The following is a 20,287-nucleotide window of genomic DNA, read 5'->3' on the forward strand; positions in this document are numbered from 1 at the left end:
ATAGTTAGCCTTGTGAGCGACGTTCCGCAACTCCCCCCGTCCTTGCTGGACATCACCGTCTTCCTGCTGTCGAAGGTCGGCGTCGCGGGCCGCCGCCGCATGGGCGACGGGCTCAAGGCGTACGGCATCGGGCTGTGGGACCTGGCGGTGCTCGCCGCGCTGCGCGATTTCGGGCCCGCCTCGCAGGGCGATCTCGGGGTCCGGCTGGGGATCGACCCGAGCGACCTGGTGGCGGTGATGGACACGCTGGCTCCGCGCGGCCTGGTCGAGCGCACCCGCGACCCCAGGGACCGGCGGCGCTATTCGGTCACCATCACTTCTGCGGGTGTCGCCCTACTCGACGAGGCGCTGGTCGCGGCGGCCGGGGTGCGCGACGACGTGCTGGCGGCGCTGGACGAGCGGGAGCGGGCACTGCTGCACGACCTGCTCCGCAAGGCGTTCGCCGGCATCGAGCCACGCGCCCGCGCGACCTGACCAGGGCTATGATGCGCGAGATCGTTAATGGGAGGTGACCTGATGGCCGGACGCTCGCAGGCGAAGGGACAGCCGCGCCTGTACGTGTGGATGATCGTGCTGGCCGCCGTGGTTCTTGTCGCGGACCAGCTCTCGAAGATCTGGGCGGTTTCCGCCCTCTCCGGAGGAGAACGCGTCACGGTGCTCCCGCGACTGCTTGAGTTCCGCCTGCTGTACAACCCCGGCGCGGCGTTTTCCTTCGCGACGGAGGCGACGCCGGTGTTCGCCGTGGCCGCGGCCGTCGCGGTGGCCGGCATCCTGTACGCGGGGCGACGGCTGCGCTCGGCCGCCTGGACCTACGCGCTGGGCGGGATGCTGGGCGGTGCGACGTCCCATCTGCTCGATCGCCTCGCGCGCTCTCCCGGGTTCGGCCGAGGCCATGTCGTCGATTTCATCGACTATGGCGGCCTCTTCGTCGGCAATGTCGCCGACATCGCGCTCACAGTGAGCTGTGCTCTGCTCGCACTGCTCACTCTGCGTGGAATCCCCCTCGGGGCCGAACCCGTCAACCAGCGTCTCTGAGAGTTCCTAACAAAATTGTCTTGAGCACAACCTGTGGAAGTGGATCAGATCGAACGATCGTCCGCGCCCAGCGTGATCGCCGCGGCAATGGTGATGGCGGCTGAGGTGATCGCCGCTGTCGCAGGCCAGCCGAACCGCTCGACGGCCGTAGCGCCGAATGCCGTCCCGAGGCTTCCGCCGACAAAGTAGACGAGCATGTAGGCGCTGTTGAACCGCGCGGGTGCTGCGGGGTCGATCGCGAGGATGATGCTTTGATTCGCGACTTGTGCAGCGAACAGTCCTGCGTCGAATAGCGCCAGACAGGCAAAGGCCGCGGCAGCACTCGGGAGGGCGAACCCGACGATCGCCGCCGCGGCTCCGGCGATCACCAGACCTACGAGGATCACGCGGCGCGCGCCCACGCGATCGGTATACATGCCCGAAACCCGGGTGGCGAGAATGCCGAGGAGTCCAGCAAGCGCGTACATACCGATACGCTCTGCCGAGTACGAGTAAGGGGGCTCCGAGAGCGCTACCGCCAGCCCAGCCCACAGCGCACAGAACGCGAAGAACCACAGGGCGCCACGGGTAGCGGCCACCCGCAACGCCGTGTACCGGACGAACAGACCCGGAATCGACCTCAGCGTGGCGAGATAACCACGCTCGGCTCCTCCCCGGGTGCCCGGGACCAGCAGCAGCAAGCCCACCGCGACGGCCGCACAGGCCGCGGCGAACACCATGAGCATGCCACGCCAGCCGATCACCTCGGCAAGCCAGCCGCCGACGATCCGGCCGACGAGGATCCCCGCCGATATTCCGGCCGTCACGATCCCCAGCGTCGCCGCTCGCCGATGCGGGGACGCGAGCCGGCCGACCACCGAGCTGAGGCCCGCGCCAACTGCCGAGCAGGCCCCGATCACGCCGATCGCCGCCCCCAACGCCCATACGTTGCCGACGACAGCACTCAAGAGCAGGGCAGCCGCCAGGCCGCCGACCTGCGCCGACAGCACCCGCCCCGGAGGAAATCGGTCGACCAGAGGGACAAGCAGACCGAGTCCAACCATGTACCCCATCGGCCCGCACGCAAGCGCTACCCCGACCGCAGTGAGCGAGGCGTCCAACGAGTTCGCCACATCGGCGATCGCCGGCTGCAACGGGTAGATCGTCGCTGTCCCGAGCGCAGCCGCAAGCGACATGAACCAGACGACAGGATCGGGCAATTGGCGGTGCTGATCGACACCGGCGAAATCAGTTTTCACGCGCCAACCGTAGGAAGCATCGGTGCAACGATGCTGGCAGGAAACAGACGTTAATGTCGGCAAGGACCGTCCGCGCGCGGCCCTTCGCCGATCAAGGCCGCCCCGCCTTTGGGACGATACGAACAACGACTCTGTCTCTCTTCCGGCGAGGGAAAATGGACTCCTTGGCGTACGTCGAATCACCCGAGCCCCATCCCGAGATCCCGCTCGCCGGCGGGGACGTCACCGAAGGGGTCGTGCGCGTCGGCGACACGGTGCGCCGTCAGATCGGCCCCAATGCCCCGCTCGTCCACGCGTTGCTGCGCCACCTGGAGGAGGTCGGGTTCGCGGGCGCGCCGCGGCTCCTCGGCATCGACGCGGCCGGGCGTGAGGTGCTGACCTTCGTTCCCGGCGAGGTCGCCGGACGGCCGAGGCCGGCGTGGATCGCCGATGAGGAACGACTGGCCTCCGTGGGACGTCTCGTCCGCGACTACGACGACGCCGTCGCGGGTTTCGTCATGCCGGAAGGGGTTCGGCCCGGCTACGGGTTCTCGGAGCAGCCCGGCATGCCGCCCGCGCCGCCCTACCCGGCCGAGGTGGTGGGGCACATGGACTACACGCCGGACAACATCGTTTTCCGGGACGGCAGGGCGGCCGCGCTGATCGATTTCGACGTCGCCAAGCCGGTGGCCAGGGTCGATGAGGTGTACAACGCGATGCTGTACTGGGCGCCGCTGTGCGACCCGGCCGACGCCGACCCGCTGCTGCGGGAGGTGGACATGCCGCGTCGCTGCCGGATCCTCGCCGACGCCTACGGGATGTCGGACGCCGATCGCTCCCGCCTCATCGAGGTGGCCGTGATCCGGACGCGGCGGTCGTGGTTCTCGATGAAGCAGGCCGCCGAGGAGCAGGGCGGCGGCTGGGCGAGAATGTGGGACGCGGGCATCGGTGACCAGATCGAACGGCGTGCGGCATGGCTGGAACGCAATGCCGCGGCCATCGACGCGGCGCTGAACGCGCCCTAACCCGGACAGGTTCTCGGCCGGTCAGCGGCCGGTGGCGGCCACCAGGCGGCTTTGCCGTCGTCGGGGCGCAGGCTGTGGTGGCGGATGGCGGATGGCGAGCATCTCGGCGACCAGGACGAGGCCGGCGCCGACTTGACTCTCACATTGATGTGAACCTATACCGTCCTGCGACATGACGACTGAAGCAACCCGGAAGAAGGCCTGGATCTTCCACGGCTACGCCGCGTCCCCCGAAGATCACTGGTTCCCCTGGCTGGCGAAAGAACTTGACGCTGCGGGCATCCCCACCACGATCCCCGCACTTCCGGCCGCAGAAGACCCGGACCCCGTCCGGTGGGTTGACGCCGTACGAGCGACCGTGGGGCAGCCCGACGAGGATTCGATCATCGTCGCGCACAGTTTGGGCTGCCTGACCGTGCTGCGGCATTTGAGCACGCTTTCGGGTCCCTGGCGGCTCGGTGCCCTCGTGCTGGTCTCGGGATTCGTCGACCGCTTGCCCGCACTCCCGAGCCTGGACTCCTATATCGAGAGCGGCTGCGACGTACAGGGGCTCGGGGACCACGTCGGTCGACTGACGCTCATCCGGTCAGACGAAGACCCGTTTGTTCCGACCGGCCACACCGACCGCCTCGCGCGTCTGCTCGGCACCTCCGCGCGGGTCGTTCCGGGAGCCGGCCATTTCCTCGCTTCCGAGGGCATCACTTCGCTGCGCGAGGTCCTCGACGCCGTCACGCCGTAATCGGTGGTCGAGAAGTGCGGCCCGCCCGGCAATCGCCGGGCGGGCTCCGCTTCCCTGCCGGTAGCCCGATTCGGCTCGCTACGATGCCGATCATGGACAAACTGAATCCCCGCCGCACCGCATTGCTCCTTATCGACCTGATGACGCGCATCGTCGAGCAGCCCACGGCACCACATTCCGGACCCGCCGTGGTCACCCGCTCCCTTGCTCTCGCCGACGCGATGCGAAAGGCGGGCGGTCTCGTCGTCTCCGTGCGGGTCGAGCGGCCAGGCGTCGCGGAGCAGCCACCGGGCAGCGAGCTGGTGGAAGGGGTGTCCGGCGACCTGGAGATCGTGAAGCGCACCTGGGGCGCGTTCCACAACACCGGGCTGGAGGAGGCGTTGCGTGAGCGCGCCGTCGACACCCTGATCATCACCGGGATCGCCACGAACTTCGGCGTCGAACAGACCGCCCGTTTCGCCGACGAGTTCGGCTTCACGGTGATCGTCCCCGAGGACGCGGTCACCGCACTCGACGCGCACGCCCACGAGTTCGCCTTCGACTACGTCTTCCCGCGTATCGCCACCGTCCGCACGACCGCCGAGGTCGTGGCAGCGCTGGACTGAGACAAGGACGAACCCGAGGTTGATTTCAACGGGCACCCGCCGGGCACGTGCGCCCTGGCGGGGGCCGAGTTTGGGCTTCCGGCCGCCGGCGTGGCAGCGGACAGCGCGCGTGGCGGGGCGGGGCGGGGCGGAGTGATATTTGTCCGGAAATTTCGGGTCGTCCGATATGTCGAATCCGGGAAGCATTCCGGGCATCCGGGTAATTCAAATTTCCTCTGAATCAGGGCACCCAGAATCGCGAGGTCACCCTCTCATCGGACGGCGGGGGTGACGGCGTCCCCGCTCGGCGATACGGCCGGGCCGAGCGGATCACCGGGGTGACCTGCGGAGAGCTCCGCCGGCGGGAGCTCTCCGGGGCCGGAGGCGAAGGGGAAACGCCGAGTTTCCATCACGAAGCGCACCATACATATGGCGGCATTCATAGGGGAGATCTCATCTGGCACGCGGACTGACCGGACGTTACGATCACCCGTGAAAATCCTCCGGACCGGCGAACGAAAAGGTGGTCACGTGACCGAACGGAACGCCTCCCTGCCGGAATTCACCGCGAAGACCGCCAATCTCGCTCGTATGTACGACTATTTCCTCGGCGGAAAGGACAACTTCGCGGTGGACCGCGAGGCGGCCGAGGCGATCATGGAGCTCATCCCCGAGGCGCCGGCGCTCGCGCGGGCCAACCGCGCCTTCCTGCGCCGGGCCGTCGGCTTCCTGACGGCCGAGGGGATCGACCAGTTCATCGATCTCGGTAGCGGCCTGCCCACCGGCGGCAACGTCCACGAGGTGGCCGGGGAGACCAGGCCGGCCGCCCGGGTCGCCTACGTCGACAACGATCCCGTGGTCGCCGCGCACGCGCGCGCCCTGCTGGAGGGCCGGGGCTCCACCGTGTTCGTCCACGCCGACCTGCGGCAGCCGGAGACGATCCTCTCCTCCCCCGAGCTGACCCGGGTGATCGACCTGGACCGGCCGGTCGCGGTGCTGCTGGTGTCGATCCTGCACTTCCTCCAGAACGCGGACGACCCGTTCGGCGTGGTCCGCGCGCTCCGCGAGCGGGTGGTGCCGGGCAGCTACCTGGTCCTCACCCACGGCAGCGGCGGGCGGGAACCCGATGCGGAGGAGAGCGTGCGCGAGATCTACCGGGGGTCGTCGGTGGCCGGAGCCGTCGACCGCAGCCCGGCCGAGATCATGGCGTTCTTCGACGACTTCGAACTGGTGGAGCCGGGGCTGGTCGAGTGCTCCCGCTGGAGGCCCGAGCCGCGGGATCGGGCGGACGGCCCCGGGCTGCCCGGCTACCTGCTCGCCGGGATGGGCCGCAAACCGGGGGTCATGGCCGGCTGATCCGGCGACCGGAATGGAATTTTGTGCGTTTCCGGGAAATATGTACCGCTCCCGGCACGCAAGATCTGTAAAGTGCCTACCAAACTGATGTCCGCGTGAAACGGGTCGTGACGCGGAACGCGTCGCTGCTGAGGTGGGCATGGAGGGTCGTACGGCGGGGCGGGCCGTACCGGGCGCACCGGCGCCCCTGGTCGGGCGGCGGGACGCGCTCGCCGCGATGCGCGACGCCCTCGGCGCGAGCGAACGGCACGGCTTCCGCTTCCTTGCCCTGGCGGGCGACCCCGGCGCGGGCAAGACCCGCCTGCTCGGCGAACTCGCGGCGATGGCCGCGGGCCTCGGTCGCGTCACCATGTGGGGCAGGGCCGCCGAGTTCGAGCAGATGATGCCGTTCAGCCCGCTGGTCGACGCGCTCGACGACCATCTGGAGACCCGGCGCCAGGAGGTCGCGGACGCGCTCGGGCCGGCGACGGCCCGGCTGCTGTCGAGCGTGTTCCCGGCGCTCACCCCCCGCCACCCGGCGGACCCGGTGACCGACCACGTCGCGGACCACGAAGGCGACCTCGTCCTCGGAGATCACGGCGGGCCGTCCCCCGAGCGCGGCCTCGCCCGCTACCGGCGCTACCGGGCGATGCGGCGCCTGCTGGACACGCTGTCCGGGCCGGGTGGGCTCGTCCTGATCCTCGACGACGTCCACTGGGCGGACGAGAGTTCGCTGGAGTTCCTCGACCACCTCACCCGGCACCCGCCCGACGCGCCGGTGCTGCTCGCGGTCGCCTTCCGCCCCGCCCAGGCCCCGCCCCGGCTGGCCGCGCTGCCGCTCGCCGCGGCGGCGAGGGCGCACGAGGTCGCCGTCGGCCCGCTCACCCCTGAGGAGGCCGAGGAGTTCCTCGGCTCCCGCGTCGCCAAGGGGCGCCGCCGGGCGCTGTACGAGGCGAGCGGCGGCAACCCCTTCTATCTGGAGGCGCTGGCCCGGATGGAGGAGGACGGCCTGAGCGCGCCGGGCGGGCTGCCGCCCACGGTGCTCGCCGCGCTCCAGGTCGAGTTGGCCGAGCTGTCGCCCGGCGCCCTGCTGGTGGCGCAGGGCGCGGCCGTGGCGGCCGACGAGTTCGACCCCGCCATCGCCGCCATCGCGGCCGAGGTCCTGACGGCGGCCGCGCTCGATGCCCTGGACGAGCTGGCGCGGCGCGACATCGTGCGTGCGTACGGGGGGCGGTTCCGCTTCCGGCATCCTCTCGTCCGGCGTGCCGTCTACGAGTCGGCGGCGGCCGGGTGGCGGGTGGCCGCGCACACGCGGATCGCCGCCCGGCTCGCCGCGCTCGGCGCGCCCGCCGTCGCCCAGGCCGGCCATCTCGAACGCTCCGGCTCCTTCGGGGACCCGCGCGCCGTCCAGGTGCTGGTGGACGCGGCCCGCACGGTCGCCGCGCACGCGCCCGCCACCTCCGCGCACTGGCTGCAGGCCGCGGTACGGCTGATGCCCGACGACCCGGACGGCCGCGGCTCGCGGATGGAGATGCTGCTGGAGCTCAGCCGGGCCCAGGGCGTCAGCGGGAGGCTGGCGGAGGGCCGGGACACCGCGCGCGAGCTGCTGCGGACGCTGCCGCTGGACGACTACACGCGGCGGGGCAGGGCGGCGCGGCTGTGCGCGCTGATGGAGCGCCAGCTCGACCGGCCGCACGAGGCCCGCGCGCTCCTGCTGGACGAGCTGGGCCGGATGCCGCACCCGCGGGCCGCCGCCGCCGTGCCGCTGCGGATGCGGCTGGTGGCCGAGAGCCTCATGCGGGTCGACTTCGACGCGGCCCAGGCCGTGCTGGACCTGATGCCGGACGCCGCGGAGGGCTGGGAGCCGGGTCTCGCCGTCGCGGTGGCGGCGCTGCGGCCCATGCCCGCGTACGCGGCGGGGCGGACGGCCGACGCGGTGCGGTACGCCGATGCGGCGGGCCGGCTGATGGCGGCGGCGCCGGACGACCACCTGGCCGAGTGGCTGGACGCCGTCTCGTGGCTGTGCTGGGCCGAGATGAACATGGGCCGGCACGACGAGGCGCTACGAGACTTCGACCGGGCGGCGGCGGTGGCGGCGGCGACCGGGCAGAGCTACATCCTGACGAACCTGCTGGCCGGGAAGGCGCGGACCCTGATCATGACGGGGCGGCTGGCCGAGGCGCTGGCGGCGGCGGAGGAGTCGGAGGAGGAGGCCCGGCTGCTCGACTCCGGGCAGCAGCTCGTCTTCGCGTTGACGCAGCGCTGCCTGGCCGCGTCGTGGAGCGGCGACGACGAGGCGGCGATCCTGGCCGGCGAGGAGGCGGTACGGCGCGGCGTGGGCGGCGGCGAGGTCTGGGGCGCGATGGCCCGGCACGCGCGCGGCCAGGCCCTGATCAACTCGGGCCGTCTGGAGGAGGGCGCGCGGGCCGTGCTGGAGGCGTGCGACGGGTTCTCCGCGCCTCGCCTGGACCGGGGCACGCTGATGATGAGCTGCGAGACGCTGGCCCAGGCCGCCGCCGACCTCGGCCGCCCCGAGCGCGCGGCCGCCTGGGCCGAGCGCGCCGCGGCGATGGACGATCCCGGCCTGCCCGCCTTCGCGGGGCTCGTCCTCCTCGCCCGCGCGCACGCGCTGCGGTCGCGCAAGCCCGCCCGCGCCGCCGAGACGGCCGGAGAGGCGGCCGCCCTGCTGGCCGGGGCGGGACGGCGGCTGGACGTGGGGCGGGCGCGGCTCGCGGCCGGGCTGGCGCATCTGAACGCCGGGGAGCGGGGCCGGGCGCGGGCGGAGCTGAAGGACGCGGCGGCCGACTTCGACGCGTGCGGCGCGCGCACGCTCAAGGCGCGGACCGACCGCGAGCTGCGCCGCCTGGGCGTGCGGACGGCGTCCGCTCCCGTGGGGAGGTCGGACACGCCGTTCGGGTTGTCCCCGAGGGAGCTGGAGGTGGCCCTGCTGGTCGCCGAGGGGCTCACCAACCAGCAGGTGGCGCAGCGGCTGTTCCTCAGCGTGCGGACCGTCGAGACGCACCTTTCCCGGATCTTCGCCAAGCTCGACGTCTCGTCCCGGGTGGGCGTGGCTACCGCTCTCAGCCGCGCGACCTGAACGTCTGCCGGCCGATACAGAGCCCGATACGGAGCCCGATACGGAGATCGATACGGGAGATACGGACGCGACAAGTACGGGTTTTCCACGATGTGGCGCTACGGGTGGGCTTGGGAGCATAAACGCCGTCAAGGAGGGGAACAAGATGGACCGCACCATTCCGCGATTCACGCTGGACGGGGTGTCCGGCGCGCAGGTGTCGGTTCACCCGTTCACTACCGAGGACGATCTCGGGCTCACGCTGACCCGGTTCCTCGACCCGTCGCCGGGTTCCTCCGAGGGTGACGTCGTGCTGCTGGTCCACGGGCTCACGTCGTCCTCCGACATGTTCATCATGCCGGAGCACCGGAACCTGGTCCGGTTCTTGCACGGCAACGGGTTCGGGGACGTCTGGGCGCTCGACTTCCGTATGAGCAACCGGTTTCCGTACAACGTCGAGACGCGCGGGCACACGCTGGACGACATCGCGCACTTCGACCACCCGGCCGCGCTACGTGAGCTCCGCCGCTACGTTGGGGCGCGGCGGATCCACGTGATCGCGCACTGCCTGGGGTCGGTGTCGTTCCACATGAGCCTTTTCGGGGGCGCGCTTGACACCGATGGCACAGGAGGTGTGGCCAGCCTGGTGGCGAACAGCGTGGGGCCGATCCTCCGGGTCCACCCGTGGGCGCGGCTCAAGCTCCGGTTCGGCCCGCCCATCCTGGAGCACGTCATCGGCCTGACCTGCCTGGATCCGCGGTTCGCGGACGCGCCGCGGCTGTCGCGGCGCCGCCTCCTGGCCGGGGCCGTGTCGCTGGCGCATCCGGAGTGCCGGGAGCCGGCGTGCCATATGCAGAGCTTCATGTGGGGCAGCGGCCGGCCCGCGATGTACCGGCACGGCAACCTGCGGCCGGAGACGCACGTCCACGAGCGGCTGGCCGACCTGAACAGCGCCGCCGGGCTGTACTACTACCGGCACGTGTCCGCGATAGTGGCGGCGGGCCGCGCCGTGCGGCTCGACCCGTCCGACCCCCGCCACGCCGGGCTGCCCGGGGACTACCTCGCGCACCACCTGGCGAACCCGGGCCGGGCGGCCACGCCGGTCCTCTACGTGACGGGCGACCACAACGACGTGTTCACCGACTCCAACATCGCCGCCCACCGCGTCCTGGAGCGGGCGCTGCCCGGACGGCACGAGCTGGAGATCATCCCCGGTTACGGGCACATCGACACCATGATCGGGAAGAACGCGCACATCGACGTGTTCCCCAAGATCATCGACTTTCTGAAGCGGCACTGACGTGACATCCGGCACGGCGCATGGCGCCGAGCATGTGGACGCCGTCGTCGTCGGCTCCGGGTTCGGCGGGGCGGTGGCGGCCTACCGGCTCGCCGAGGCCGGACTGTCGGTGGTCGTGCTCGAACGCGGGCGCGCGTACGCGCCGGGGTCGTTCCCGCGCAGCCCGGCCCAGATGGGCCGCGCGTTCTGGGACCCCGCCGAGAACCTGTACGGCATGTTCGACGTGTGGAGCTTCCGCGACTGCGACTCGCTGGTGGCGAGCGGCCTCGGCGGCGGCTCGCTGATCTACGCCAACGTGCTGCTGCGCAAGGACGAGGACACCTTCGTCCACGAGGAGCCGCTGCCGGGCGGCGGGTACGAGTGCTGGCCGGTGACCCGGGCCGACCTCGACCCGCACTACGACGCGGTGGAGCGGATGATCGGCGTCACGCCGTACCCGTTCGACCGGCCGGCGTATTCGAGCACGCTGAAGACGGGCGCGATGCGGGACGCGGCGGCCGAGCTGGGCCTCGACTGGCGGCTGCCACCGCTGGCGATCAGCTTCGCCCCCTCCCCCGGCGCCGAGCCGGGCCTCGGCCTGCCCGTCGTCGACCCCGAGTACGGCAGCATGCACGGCGTGCTGCGCCGCACCTGCCGGCTGTGCGGCGAGTGCGACATCGGCTGCAACGACGGGGCCAAGAACAGCCTCGACCACACCTACCTCGCCGCCGCCCGGCATCACGGCGCCGACCTGCGCACGCTGCACGAGGTCAAGGGGTTCCGGCCGCGGCTCGACTGCGGGCACGGCCACGGGTACGCCGTGGACTACGTGCGGCACGACCCCGCCGGCCCGGAGCACAGGACGCGCGGCACGATCACGTGCGACCGTCTCGTACTGGCCGCCGGCACGCTCGGCACGTCGTACCTGCTGCTGAAGAACCGGGCGAACTTCCCGGGGCTCAGCGGGACGCTCGGCACCCGGTTCTCCGGCAACGGCGACATCCTGTCCTTCCTGTTGCGGGCGCGGGACCGCAGCCGCACGCTGCCGGTCAGCGCCAGCCACGGCCCGGTCATCACCAGCGCCGTCCGGCTGCCGGACGGCGAGGGCGGCCGGGGCGCCTACATCGAGGAGGGCGGCTACCCGGGGTTCGTCGACTGGCTGGTCGAGGGCGCCGACGTGCGCGGAGAGCTCGGCCGGGTCGCCCGGTTCGCCCTGGACCGGCTGCGGGCGCTGGCCGGGCACGACACGAACATGTCGGCCGAGATCGCCGCGCTGCTCGGGCCGGGCGACCTGTCCGGCAGCTCGCTTCCGCTGCTCGGCATGGGCCGGGACATCCCCGACGGCCTGCTCCGCCTCCGGAACGACCGGCTCGACGTCGTGTGGACGGCCGAGACGAGCGCGGAGTACGTCGAGCGGGTGCGGGCGACGATGCGGCGGATCGGCCACGTGCTCGGGGCGGAGTACGCCGACAGCCCGGCCTGGCACCGGGACCGGACCATCACGGTCCACCCGCTCGGCGGGGCGCCGATGGGCCGCCACCCGGGCGAGGGGGTGTGCGACGCGTACGGGGAGGTGTTCGGCTTCCCCGGCCTGTACGTCGCGGACGGCGCGGCGATGCCGGGCCCGGTGGGGGCGAATCCGTCGCTGACCATCGCGGCCCTGGCGGACCGCATGTGTACGCGCCTGCTGGAGGCCGGGCCACCGGTCCTCCCGGCGGGTGTGGTGGGGGGAGACGCGGCGTGCGACCGCACGGAGGGCCCGGCCGTTCTGGGTGGCCCGGGTGCTTCCGGCGGTCGCACGTCGCTGTCGTTCGTGGAGGAGATGCGCGGGTTCCTCGCGCCGGGGCTGACCGACCCGCGGAAGCTGGACGGCATGCCGGAGGGGGGCCGGTTCGCCTTCCGGTTGACGATCACGGCCGACGACGCGGGCCGCTTCCTTGCCGAGGCGGAGCATCCCGCGCGGGCCGAGGGCTGGATCGACGCCGCCATGTGCGGGGGGCGGCGTCCGATCGAGCGGGGCTGGTTCAACCTCTTCGCTCCGGGCGACCGCGCGGACGCCAGGGAGATGCGCTACCGGTTGCAGTTCACCGACGACGCGGGCCGCCCCCGCACACTGGTGGGCTGGAAGGACGTGCGGCCGGGGCCGCCGACCCGGGTGTGGCCGGACACCACGACGCTGCTCGTCCGGCTTCTCGACGGCCGGGTGGCCGAGGACGCGGACGACACCGCGCCGGTGCTCGCGGCGGGCACGCTGCACGTGCTGCCGTCCGACCTGGCCCGGATGCTGACGACGTTCCGTACAACGGGGCCGGACGGCGCGGCGACGCTGGCGCGGTTCGGCCGGTTCTTCCTCGGGGAGTTGTGGGAGGTCTACCGGCCGCGCCACGGGTCGTAGTCGACCTCGAGCGGCTCCTGGGGCGGGCGCTCCGCCTCGGGGACGTGCTGGAGGTTGACCCGGATCCGGGTCCAGGTCGAGCTGCGGCCGCGCATGGAGTCGACCAGCACGTCGGCCGGGCGCAGCAGCCGGGCGACGTCCGGGTGGCGTGCCTTCCACCGCTCGAACCCGGCTTTGGCCTCGTCCTCGGTCTCGGCCCGGGCGATCTCGATCAGCGGCTTGACGGATTGGCGCCGGCCTTCACTTTCCCCGGCCGCCCCCGCTTTCCCGGATTTATCGGCTTTTGCGGCTTTCGGAGCTTTCGGGCGGGGGCCCTGCTTTTCGGCGAGGTCGAGCAGCGCGTCCAGCCTGCCGGCGGTCCCGTCCATCGGCGCCCACGGGTCGCCGTTCCCGGCCAGCCGCTCCGGCACGGTGGCGATCGTGAACGCGTCCGGGCGGCACCGCTCTACCTCGTCCCAGGCGAGCGGCGTGGAGACGCGGCCGGTCGGCCGCACCGAGTACGCCGAGGCGACGGTCCGGTCCTTGGCGTTCTGGTTGTAGTCCACGAAGACGCCCTCGCGCTCCTCCTTCCACCAGTGGCTGGTGGCGATCTCGGGGGCGCGCCGCTCGACCTCGCGGGCGACCGCCTCGGCGGCCCGGCGCACCTCGTGGAACGTCCACCGGGCCTCGATCCGCGCGTAGATGTGGAAGCCGCGCGATCCGGACGTCTTGGGCCAAGCGGTCAGGCCGTGGTCCTCCAGCACGTCCCGGGCGTGCAGGGCGACCCGGACGATCTGCTCCCACTCGACGCCGGGCACGGGGTCGAGGTCGATCCGCAGCTCGTCGGGGTGCTCCAGGTCCCCGGCGCGTACGGGATGGGGGTTGAGGTCGACGCAGCCGAGGTTCACCGTCCACAGCAGGTGCGCGAGGTCGCGGACGACGACCTCGTCCGCGGTGCGCCCGGAGGCGTAGCCGAACTGCGCCACCTCGACCCACCCGGGCCGCTTCGCCGGGGCGCGCTTCTGGAAGAACGGCGCCTCCGCGACGCCGTTCACGTAGCGCTTGAGGATGACCGGGCGGTCCGCGACGCCGCGCAGGGCGCCCTCGGCCACCGCCTGGTAGTAGGCGATCAGGTCGCCCTTGGTGTGTCCGGTACGCGGGAAGACCACGCGGTCCGGATTGGTGATCTCCACTTCCCTGCCGTCGAGTTCGAGCACCATGCCGTCACGATACGCGGGGGCCCCGACACTTCCGGGACCTGTCAGAGGGGGACGCCGAGGATGACCCGGCCGCCGGGCTTCTCGGCGATCGTCCAGACCGTGCTCTTCCCCCGCCACACGGTGAGATCCTCGGGGCCCTTGGGGTACATCCGCTCGCGCACCGCCTCCCCCGGAGCGGTGGTGAGCAGCCGGTCGTTCGCGCCCGCGAGGCCGGACTGGCTGAAGTACCAGCGCCCCTTGTAGGAGGCCGCGCCCTGGATCTTCGACCCCGGCCCGGTGTACGCGTCCACGGGCACGGCCGTCCCCGTCTCGTCGGCGGCAAGGGAGCCGTCGGCGTCGAGCGCCCAGCGGACGACCCGCCCCGTGCCCGAGGTCAGGTACTCGCCCGACACGAGCAGGACGGGGTCGGCGCCGCGGTCGAGGGACGCGAACGAGAACCGCGCGCCCAGCGCCCGGTCGCAGGACCACACGTCCGACTGGGGCAGCGTGTACGGGTAGTCGAACGGCCCGCCCACGCACAGGTTGCGCAGGTCGAACACCCGCAGCCCTCCGGTGGTGTCCGGCACATAGAGCAGGTTCTTGTACCAGACGAGCCCGCCCGCGTGGACGTTGATCGGGACGGGCTCGCCGGCGGCGTCCGGCTCCACCAGCAGCACGTGGGCGTACCGCAGGGTGGCGACGTTGAGGAAGCTGACCCGGATGCCCCGCTGCGGCTCCGCCGAGGGGGCGGGCTTCCAGTACCAGCTGATCGCGAAGGCCGCCGGACTGGCCAGCCCGGCGTCGGAGCCGCAGGACAGGCCCTGCGGATACCACTTCACGGTGACGTCGTCCTTGGTGTCGAGGCGGAACCAGTCGGTCGCCGCCACGCCCTTGAGCGCGGTGGCCGGCTGCTTGTGCGTCGCCACCCGGGTGGCCTTCTCCAGGACCCGTCCCACCGTGGTGCGGGTGCGCGAGGCGAGGAAGGCCGCGAGAGCCGCCTCCCGCGCCGCCGCGCCCTCAGCGCCCTCAGCGTCCCGCCGCAGCGCGTACGGCAGGGCCGCCGACGCGGGCAGCCGCGTCATCCGAGCCAGAGCCACCGATCCCCTCCTCGTCCGTGCGGTGGCTCAACCCTGCCGCGTCAAAGCGGGGAAATGCCGGGTTCCGGGGAAGCGGTCACCGATTCGTGATCGTCCGGACGGGGGTCCCGCTTCGGGGGGTCACCGTGTCTCGGGGAGGCGCGGCGGCTTCAGCGTAAGCGGGGATCGCTCCGAGGTATGCCCATCGGTGCCGGTCCCGGCCGATGGACCCGGCGGCTCCCGTCAGCGGATCGTGTAGCCGCCGTCCACCAGGATGTCGGCACCGTTGATCATGTCGGACGCGTCGGAGGCGAGGAACACGGCGGTGGCCGCGATCTCCTCCGGGTAGGCGAAGCGACCGGTGGGGATCAGCGCCTTGAGCGCGTCGCCCTTCTCCCCCGCCCACGCCTTGCGGCCGAGGTCGGTGAGCACGACGGTCGGCGAGATGGTGTTGACCGTCACGCCGCGCCCGGCCCACTCCGAGGCGAGGACCTTGGACAGCCCCACGACGCCGAACTTCGAGGCGCAATATGCCGCGTGGGCGTCGAGCGCGACGGTGGCGGCCTGCGAGGCGAGGTTGATGATCTTTCCGCGGCCCCGCTCCAGCATGTGCCGGCCCACCGCCTGGGACACCAGGAACGTCCCCTTGAGGTTGACGTTCATCGTCGTGTCCCACATGGACTCGGTCAGCTCCTCGGCGGGGGCGAGGATGGCCACGCCGGCACTGTTGACCAGCACGTCCACCCGGCCGTGGCGGTCGATCACGGTGCGGACCGCGCTCTCGACAGTGGCGGCGTCGGACACGTCGCAGGCCGTCGCCGAGCTGTCGGGGCCGAGGGCGGCCGCCTTGGCCTCGGCCGCGTCCGCGTCGCGGTCCAGCACCGCGACGTGCGCGCCCTTGGCGGCGAATGCGTCGGCGATGGCCGAGCCGATCCCGGACGCTCCGCCGGTGACCAGGGCCACCTTGCCGTCCAGGCCGAAGGAAAGGTCGAGCGTGCTCATGCGTTCTCCTTGATCGTCGGGTCCGGCCGGGGACTACCCGGCCTGGGAGTCGGAGCAGGAGACCGCAAGCGCCTCGTCCCCGGCGGCGGCCCCGCCCGTCTCGTACGAGCTGAGCGCCTCGACCTTGGAAGCCGAAGGCGACCTGTCGTCGAACCGGTAGCCCAGCCACTCCCTGGCCAGCCGCCGGGCGAGCTCCAGGCCGATGACTCGCTGCCCGAAGCACAGGACCTGCGCGTTGTTACTGAGGATCGCGCGCTCGACGGAGAAGCCGTCGTGCGCGGTGACGGCCCGGATGCCGGGCACCTTGTTGGCGCTGATCGCCACACCGAGCCCGGTGCCGCAGATCAGCAGGGCGCGGTCCGCCTCGCCCGCGGCGACGAGCCGCGCCGCCGCGACCGCCACGTGCGGGTATGCCGTGTGCTGCCCGGCGCCGACCCCGACGTCGATGACCTCGCCGACGCGGTCGTCCGCGAGCAGGTCGGCCTTGAGGACCTCCTTGTAGTCGAGTCCGGCATCGTCACTGCCCACGACGATGCGCAATTTGTTGGTCATTCCCCCACCTCTTCGTACATTTCACACTTCTTCGCGCTTGGAGTAGAGATCACTCAGCGGCGAGCTCGCGGGCCACGACGTCGAGGCACATCGCCATCGACAGGGCCCCGGCGTCAGGCGTCCCGACACTCTTCTCGGCGAGCGGCCGCGCCCGGCCGACCCTGGGCCGCAGCGCCGCCGTCGCCTCGGCCGCGCGCCCGGCGGCTTGGGCGGCCTCGGCCCAGGCGTCCGCCAGCGGACGGTGGGCCGCGACGCCCGCGTCGAGCGCGTCGGCGAAGGGCGCGAGCGCGTCGAGCATCGTCTTGTCGCCGACCTCGACCTTGCCAAGGCGGCGCAGTTCGGCGACCCCGGCCCGGACCGCCGCCGCCACGCGGGCGGCCGGGACTTCGTCGCCCTGGTCGCCCAGCTCGTCACCGACGGCGCGCAGGATCGCGCCCCACAGGACGCCGGACGTGCCCCCGGCCTTCGCGGCCCAGGCGTCGCCCGCGGCGGCCAGGACCGACCCGGCTCCCGCGCCCCGGCCCGCGGCCGTGGTCGCGCCCTTCAGCGCGGCGCTCACGCCGTTGACCATCCCCCGGCCGTGGTCGCCGTCGCCGGCGACCGCGTCGATCCGGCCCAGCTCAGCCTCGGCCTCGCGCAACCGCTCGCTCATCGCGCCGAGCGCGCGGACCGCCGTCACCGCGCAGGCGCGCGACGCGGCCGACCCGGCCCGCTCGACCTCCTGCCCCGCGTCGGACGCCTGCTCGGCGCGGCGACGGACACCGGCCGGCGCGGCGGCCACCGCGCCCTTCCGGTACGCGGGCGTGTCGGCCGAAGCCCGCCACAGCCGTTCGAGCTCGTCGTCGAGCGGGACGACGGTGAGCGAGCAGCCGGCCATGTCGAGGCTGGTCACCAGCTCGCCGACCTCGGGCTCGACCACGGTGAACCCGCGCTCGGCCAGCAGCTCCGCCACCGAACGCCAGACGATGAACAGCTCCTCGTGCTTGGTGGTGCCGAGGCCGTTCAGGATCACGCCGAGGCGCCGCTCACCGTCGGCCGGGACCTCGGCGAGCACGCCGTCCACCAGCCGCCGGGCGAGGTCGCGCGCGCTCGGCAGTTCCTCCTCCGAGATGCCTGGTTCGCCGTGGATGCCCAGGCCGACGCCCATCCGCCCGGCGGGGACCGAGAACAGCGGCGCCGGGTCACCCGGCAGGGTGCAGCCGCCGAAGGCGACGCCGAGCGTGCGGGTGCGGTCGTTGGCGTGCCGCGCGACCCGCTCCACCTCGTCGAGGGAGTAGCCCTCCTCGGCGGCGGCGCCCGCGACCTTGAAGACGACGAAGTCCCCCGCGATGCCGCGCCGCTTCCCGGCCTCGTCGGCGGGCGCGCTGGCGATGTCGTCGGTGACGAACAGCACCCGCGCGTCCACCCCCTCGGCCGCCAGCCGGTCGCGGGCGAGGGTGAAGTTCATGACGTCGCCGGCGTAGTTGCCGGTGATGAACAGGAGCCCGGCGTCGGAGGCGGCCGCCCGGCCGACCGAGACCGCGTCCTGGGTGGAGGGCGAGGTGAAGACGTGCCCCACCACCGCGCCGTCGGCGAAGCCGGCGCCCACCACCCCGCAGAACGCGGGGTAGTGCCCGGAGCCGCCGCCGACGACCACCGCGACCTTGCCCGCCGGCGTCTCCGCGGCCCGCACCACGCCTCCGGGGACCCGCGTCACGTAACGCGAGTGGGCGTCGGCGAAGCCCGCGAGCATCTCGTCGGCGAACGCGCGGGGGTCGTTGTACAGGCGCGTCATCACATCCTCCAGTCGGTAGGCCGGCCGCTGGGGCCGGCGGGTCGGCGGTCGGCGCCTTCTATGGAACGGGCGGCGCGACGACCACGTTGATCCCCTTGCCGCGGAGCCGCTCCACCTCGGCGGCCGGGGTCTGCTCGTCCACGATGACGACGTCGAAGCTGGTCAGCGGCATGAGCGCGTGCAGGGCTCGCCGCGAGAACTTCGTGTGGTCGGCCAGCAGGATCTTGCGCTCGGCGCACTCCAGGAGCGCCTGCTTCACCGTGACGATCTCCTCCATCTGGTGGTAGCAGACGTCTCCGACGATCGCGGCGGTGGACATGACGCACACGTCGGCGCGCAGCTCCCTGGCGGACGCCACGGTGACGCGGCCGAGGAACGCGTCGGCCCACTCGTAGTACTGGCCGCCCAGCGCCAGCAGCGTGATGCCGGGCTGCCGGGTCATCATCTTGATCAGGTGCAACGACGGTGTGATCACCGTCAGGGGAGCACGCTCGACGAGCCGCTCGGCGAGCGGCACGATCGTGGTCGAGTCGTCGAGCACGACCGCCTCACCGGGTTCGATCATCTCGAGTGCGGCGGCCGACAGGGCGCGCTTGCTGTCGCGGTTGCGCGACCCCCGGTACGCCGTACTCGCCTCGACCAGGCTGGTCGCGACCGCGGTGGCCTGGCCGCGCGTCTTGCGCAGCAGCCCTTTGCTCTCCAGCTCGCTCAGGTCGCGATGGATGGTCATGACGCTGACGCCGAGCTGCTCGCTGAGCTCCTCGATGCGGACGGAGCCGTGCTGCATCACGTACTCCGCGATCCGGTCCCACCTCGCCTGCTGCCGGCTGGGCCGTCCGTGCCCCGTGCCGTCCAGGGACTCCGTGCTGTTCCCCACTGAACCGAACCTCGCATCCGCTCCATGGACGGGACCGTGCCGGTCCCGTCCGTACGACGTGCGCGGGGCGGCCGTGACCGCCCCGCTCACTCGGTCATTCCTCGTTCGCGATGTTGCCGCTTTGCAGGTTCTTGTCAACAAGATCCGGAAGCTTGGCGAGGAAGGCGTCCTTGCCCGTGACCACGTGGTCGAGGAGCTTGTCGACGTTCTCCGGCGTGATGGCCGGCATCACGTACGTGTTGGTCTTCTGGAAGCTCTCCTTCTTGACCACACGGAGGGCCACCGCGAGACCGGCGCCCATCTCGACCCGGCCGTGCTGGAGGGAGGAGCCGATCAGCTCGCCGCTCTTGACGGCCTGCAGGCCGTCCTGGATGCCGTCGATGCCGACGACGGGCAGGGACTTGCCGGCCTCCTTGAGCGCGCGCAGGGCGCCCAGCGCCATGTCGTCGTTCTCGGCCACGATCCCGTTGAGCTGGTCGCCGAAGCTGGACAGCCAGTTCTTGGTCTTGTTGACCGCCTCGTCGCGGTTCCAGTTGGCGGTGTCCTTGGCGAGCACCTTGATGTCGGGGTACTTCTCCAGGGTCTGCATGATGCCCTTGGTCCGGTCGAGCTCCGGCGAGGAGGCGAGCGGGCCCTGCAGGATGACGATGTTGCCCTTGCCGCCGAGCTTGTCGGCCATCTGCTGCATCTCCTGCGCGCCCGCCGCGACGTCGTCGGGGAGCACGGTGGCGGCCAGCGAGCCGGTGTCCTTCAGCGACGTGTTGACCGCGATGACGGGGATGTTCTTCGCCGTGGCCTGGGCGATCTGCGGGCTGAGGGAGTCGGCCTGCACCGGGGCGATCACGATCGCGTCCACGCCGGCGTTGATGAGCTGCTCCATCTGGCTGGCCTGGGTGTTGACATCGCCTCCGGCGTTCAGCCAGGTGAGGTTCACGTCGCGGGCCTTGGCGTAGGCCTCCATGCCTTCCTTGCCCTGGGTGATGAAGGAGGTCATGTCGTAGACGGTGACGCCGATCCTGACCTTGCCGCTCCCACCTCCGGAGCCGGAGTCGCCGGCACCGCAGCCGGCGGCACCGAGGGCCAGCACCGCGGTGATCACCGCGGCAGCCCGGATCTTCTTGAACATGCGCGTACTTCCCTTGC

General features: G+C 72.0%; 17 protein-coding genes. 9 read left to right on the plus strand and 8 right to left on the minus strand.

Annotated features, from left to right (window positions below):
* Window positions 1-12 precede the first annotated feature (12 nt).
* Both AWQ71_RS17200 and AWQ71_RS17205 read left to right on the plus strand, forming a co-directional pair.
* Window positions 13-474 carry a MarR family winged helix-turn-helix transcriptional regulator gene (locus AWQ71_RS17200; RefSeq protein ID WP_218001820.1) on the plus strand — a complete coding sequence of 154 codons (462 nt, stop codon included), beginning with the start codon at window positions 13-15 and terminating at the stop codon, window positions 472-474.
* A 42-nt stretch (window positions 475-516) separates the two neighbouring features.
* Window positions 517-1,035 (plus strand): signal peptidase II, encoded by a 519-nt coding sequence (locus AWQ71_RS17205; protein ID WP_067134434.1) that lies wholly within the window; start codon window positions 517-519, stop codon window positions 1,033-1,035.
* Between the two features lie 44 nt (window positions 1,036-1,079).
* Here AWQ71_RS17205 and AWQ71_RS17210 read toward each other — a convergent pair whose 3' ends face one another.
* Window positions 1,080-2,273, minus strand: coding sequence for an MFS transporter (locus AWQ71_RS17210; protein ID WP_245658334.1), 1,194 nt, complete (start codon window positions 2,271-2,273; stop codon window positions 1,080-1,082).
* Window positions 2,274-2,437: 164 nt separating this feature from the next.
* Here AWQ71_RS17210 and AWQ71_RS17215 point away from each other — a divergent pair, with 164 nt between their 5' ends.
* From AWQ71_RS17215 to AWQ71_RS17245, 7 genes are all read left to right on the plus strand, one after another.
* Window positions 2,438-3,277: a phosphotransferase gene (locus AWQ71_RS17215; RefSeq protein ID WP_245658335.1), complete on the plus strand. Its 840-nt coding sequence runs from the start codon at window positions 2,438-2,440 to the stop codon at window positions 3,275-3,277.
* Between the two features lie 172 nt (window positions 3,278-3,449).
* Window positions 3,450-4,016 (plus strand): RBBP9/YdeN family alpha/beta hydrolase, encoded by a 567-nt coding sequence (locus tag AWQ71_RS17220; protein WP_067134295.1) that lies wholly within the window; start codon window positions 3,450-3,452, stop codon window positions 4,014-4,016.
* 92 nt (window positions 4,017-4,108) lie between these two features.
* Window positions 4,109-4,621, plus strand: coding sequence for an isochorismatase family protein (locus AWQ71_RS17225; RefSeq protein ID WP_067134438.1), 513 nt, complete (start codon window positions 4,109-4,111; stop codon window positions 4,619-4,621).
* Between the two features lie 510 nt (window positions 4,622-5,131).
* Window positions 5,132-5,956, plus strand: coding sequence for an SAM-dependent methyltransferase (locus AWQ71_RS17230; protein ID WP_245658336.1), 825 nt, complete (start codon window positions 5,132-5,134; stop codon window positions 5,954-5,956).
* A 139-nt stretch (window positions 5,957-6,095) separates the two neighbouring features.
* Entirely contained in the window at window positions 6,096-9,032 is a 2,937-nt protein-coding gene (locus tag AWQ71_RS17235; protein WP_067134298.1) for a helix-turn-helix transcriptional regulator, read from the plus strand.
* Between the two features lie 145 nt (window positions 9,033-9,177).
* Entirely contained in the window at window positions 9,178-10,311 is a 1,134-nt protein-coding gene (locus tag AWQ71_RS17240; RefSeq protein WP_067134301.1) for an alpha/beta hydrolase, read from the plus strand.
* A gap of 1 nt (window position 10,312) precedes the next feature.
* Window positions 10,313-12,685, plus strand: a complete 2,373-nt coding sequence (locus AWQ71_RS17245) for an FAD-dependent oxidoreductase (protein WP_067134304.1) — start codon at window positions 10,313-10,315, stop codon at window positions 12,683-12,685.
* Here the strand turns inward: AWQ71_RS17245 and ligD are convergent.
* From ligD to AWQ71_RS17280, 7 genes are all read right to left on the minus strand, one after another.
* Window positions 12,661-13,884, minus strand: coding sequence for a non-homologous end-joining DNA ligase (gene ligD, locus AWQ71_RS17250; protein WP_067134307.1), 1,224 nt, complete (start codon window positions 13,882-13,884; stop codon window positions 12,661-12,663). The genes AWQ71_RS17245 and ligD overlap by 25 nt on opposite strands.
* 41 nt (window positions 13,885-13,925) lie before the next feature.
* Window positions 13,926-14,960: a hypothetical protein gene (locus AWQ71_RS17255; protein WP_157570399.1), complete on the minus strand. Its 1,035-nt coding sequence runs from the start codon at window positions 14,958-14,960 to the stop codon at window positions 13,926-13,928.
* Between the two features lie 222 nt (window positions 14,961-15,182).
* Window positions 15,183-15,941, minus strand: a complete 759-nt coding sequence (locus AWQ71_RS17260) for an SDR family oxidoreductase (protein WP_067134313.1) — start codon at window positions 15,939-15,941, stop codon at window positions 15,183-15,185.
* Window positions 15,942-15,974: 33 nt separating this feature from the next.
* Entirely contained in the window at window positions 15,975-16,493 is a 519-nt protein-coding gene (locus tag AWQ71_RS17265; protein WP_067134315.1) for a ribose-5-phosphate isomerase, read from the minus strand.
* Window positions 16,494-16,542: 49 nt separating this feature from the next.
* A complete protein-coding gene (locus AWQ71_RS17270; protein WP_067134318.1) occupies window positions 16,543-18,267 on the minus strand; it encodes a dihydroxyacetone kinase family protein in 1,725 nt (574 codons plus the stop codon).
* A gap of 58 nt (window positions 18,268-18,325) precedes the next feature.
* Window positions 18,326-19,144, minus strand: a complete 819-nt coding sequence (locus AWQ71_RS17275; RefSeq protein ID WP_067134321.1) for a DeoR/GlpR family DNA-binding transcription regulator — start codon at window positions 19,142-19,144, stop codon at window positions 18,326-18,328.
* A gap of 94 nt (window positions 19,145-19,238) precedes the next feature.
* The gene (locus tag AWQ71_RS17280) at window positions 19,239-20,270 is read right to left on the minus strand and encodes a substrate-binding domain-containing protein (RefSeq protein WP_067134324.1); all 1,032 of its coding nucleotides are present in this window, start codon (window positions 20,268-20,270) and stop codon (window positions 19,239-19,241) included.
* Between the last annotated feature and the right edge of the window lie 17 nt (window positions 20,271-20,287).

This window comes from Microtetraspora malaysiensis, from assembly GCF_001528665.1.
Lineage (GTDB): Bacteria > Actinomycetota > Actinomycetes > Streptosporangiales > Streptosporangiaceae > Microtetraspora_A > Microtetraspora_A malaysiensis.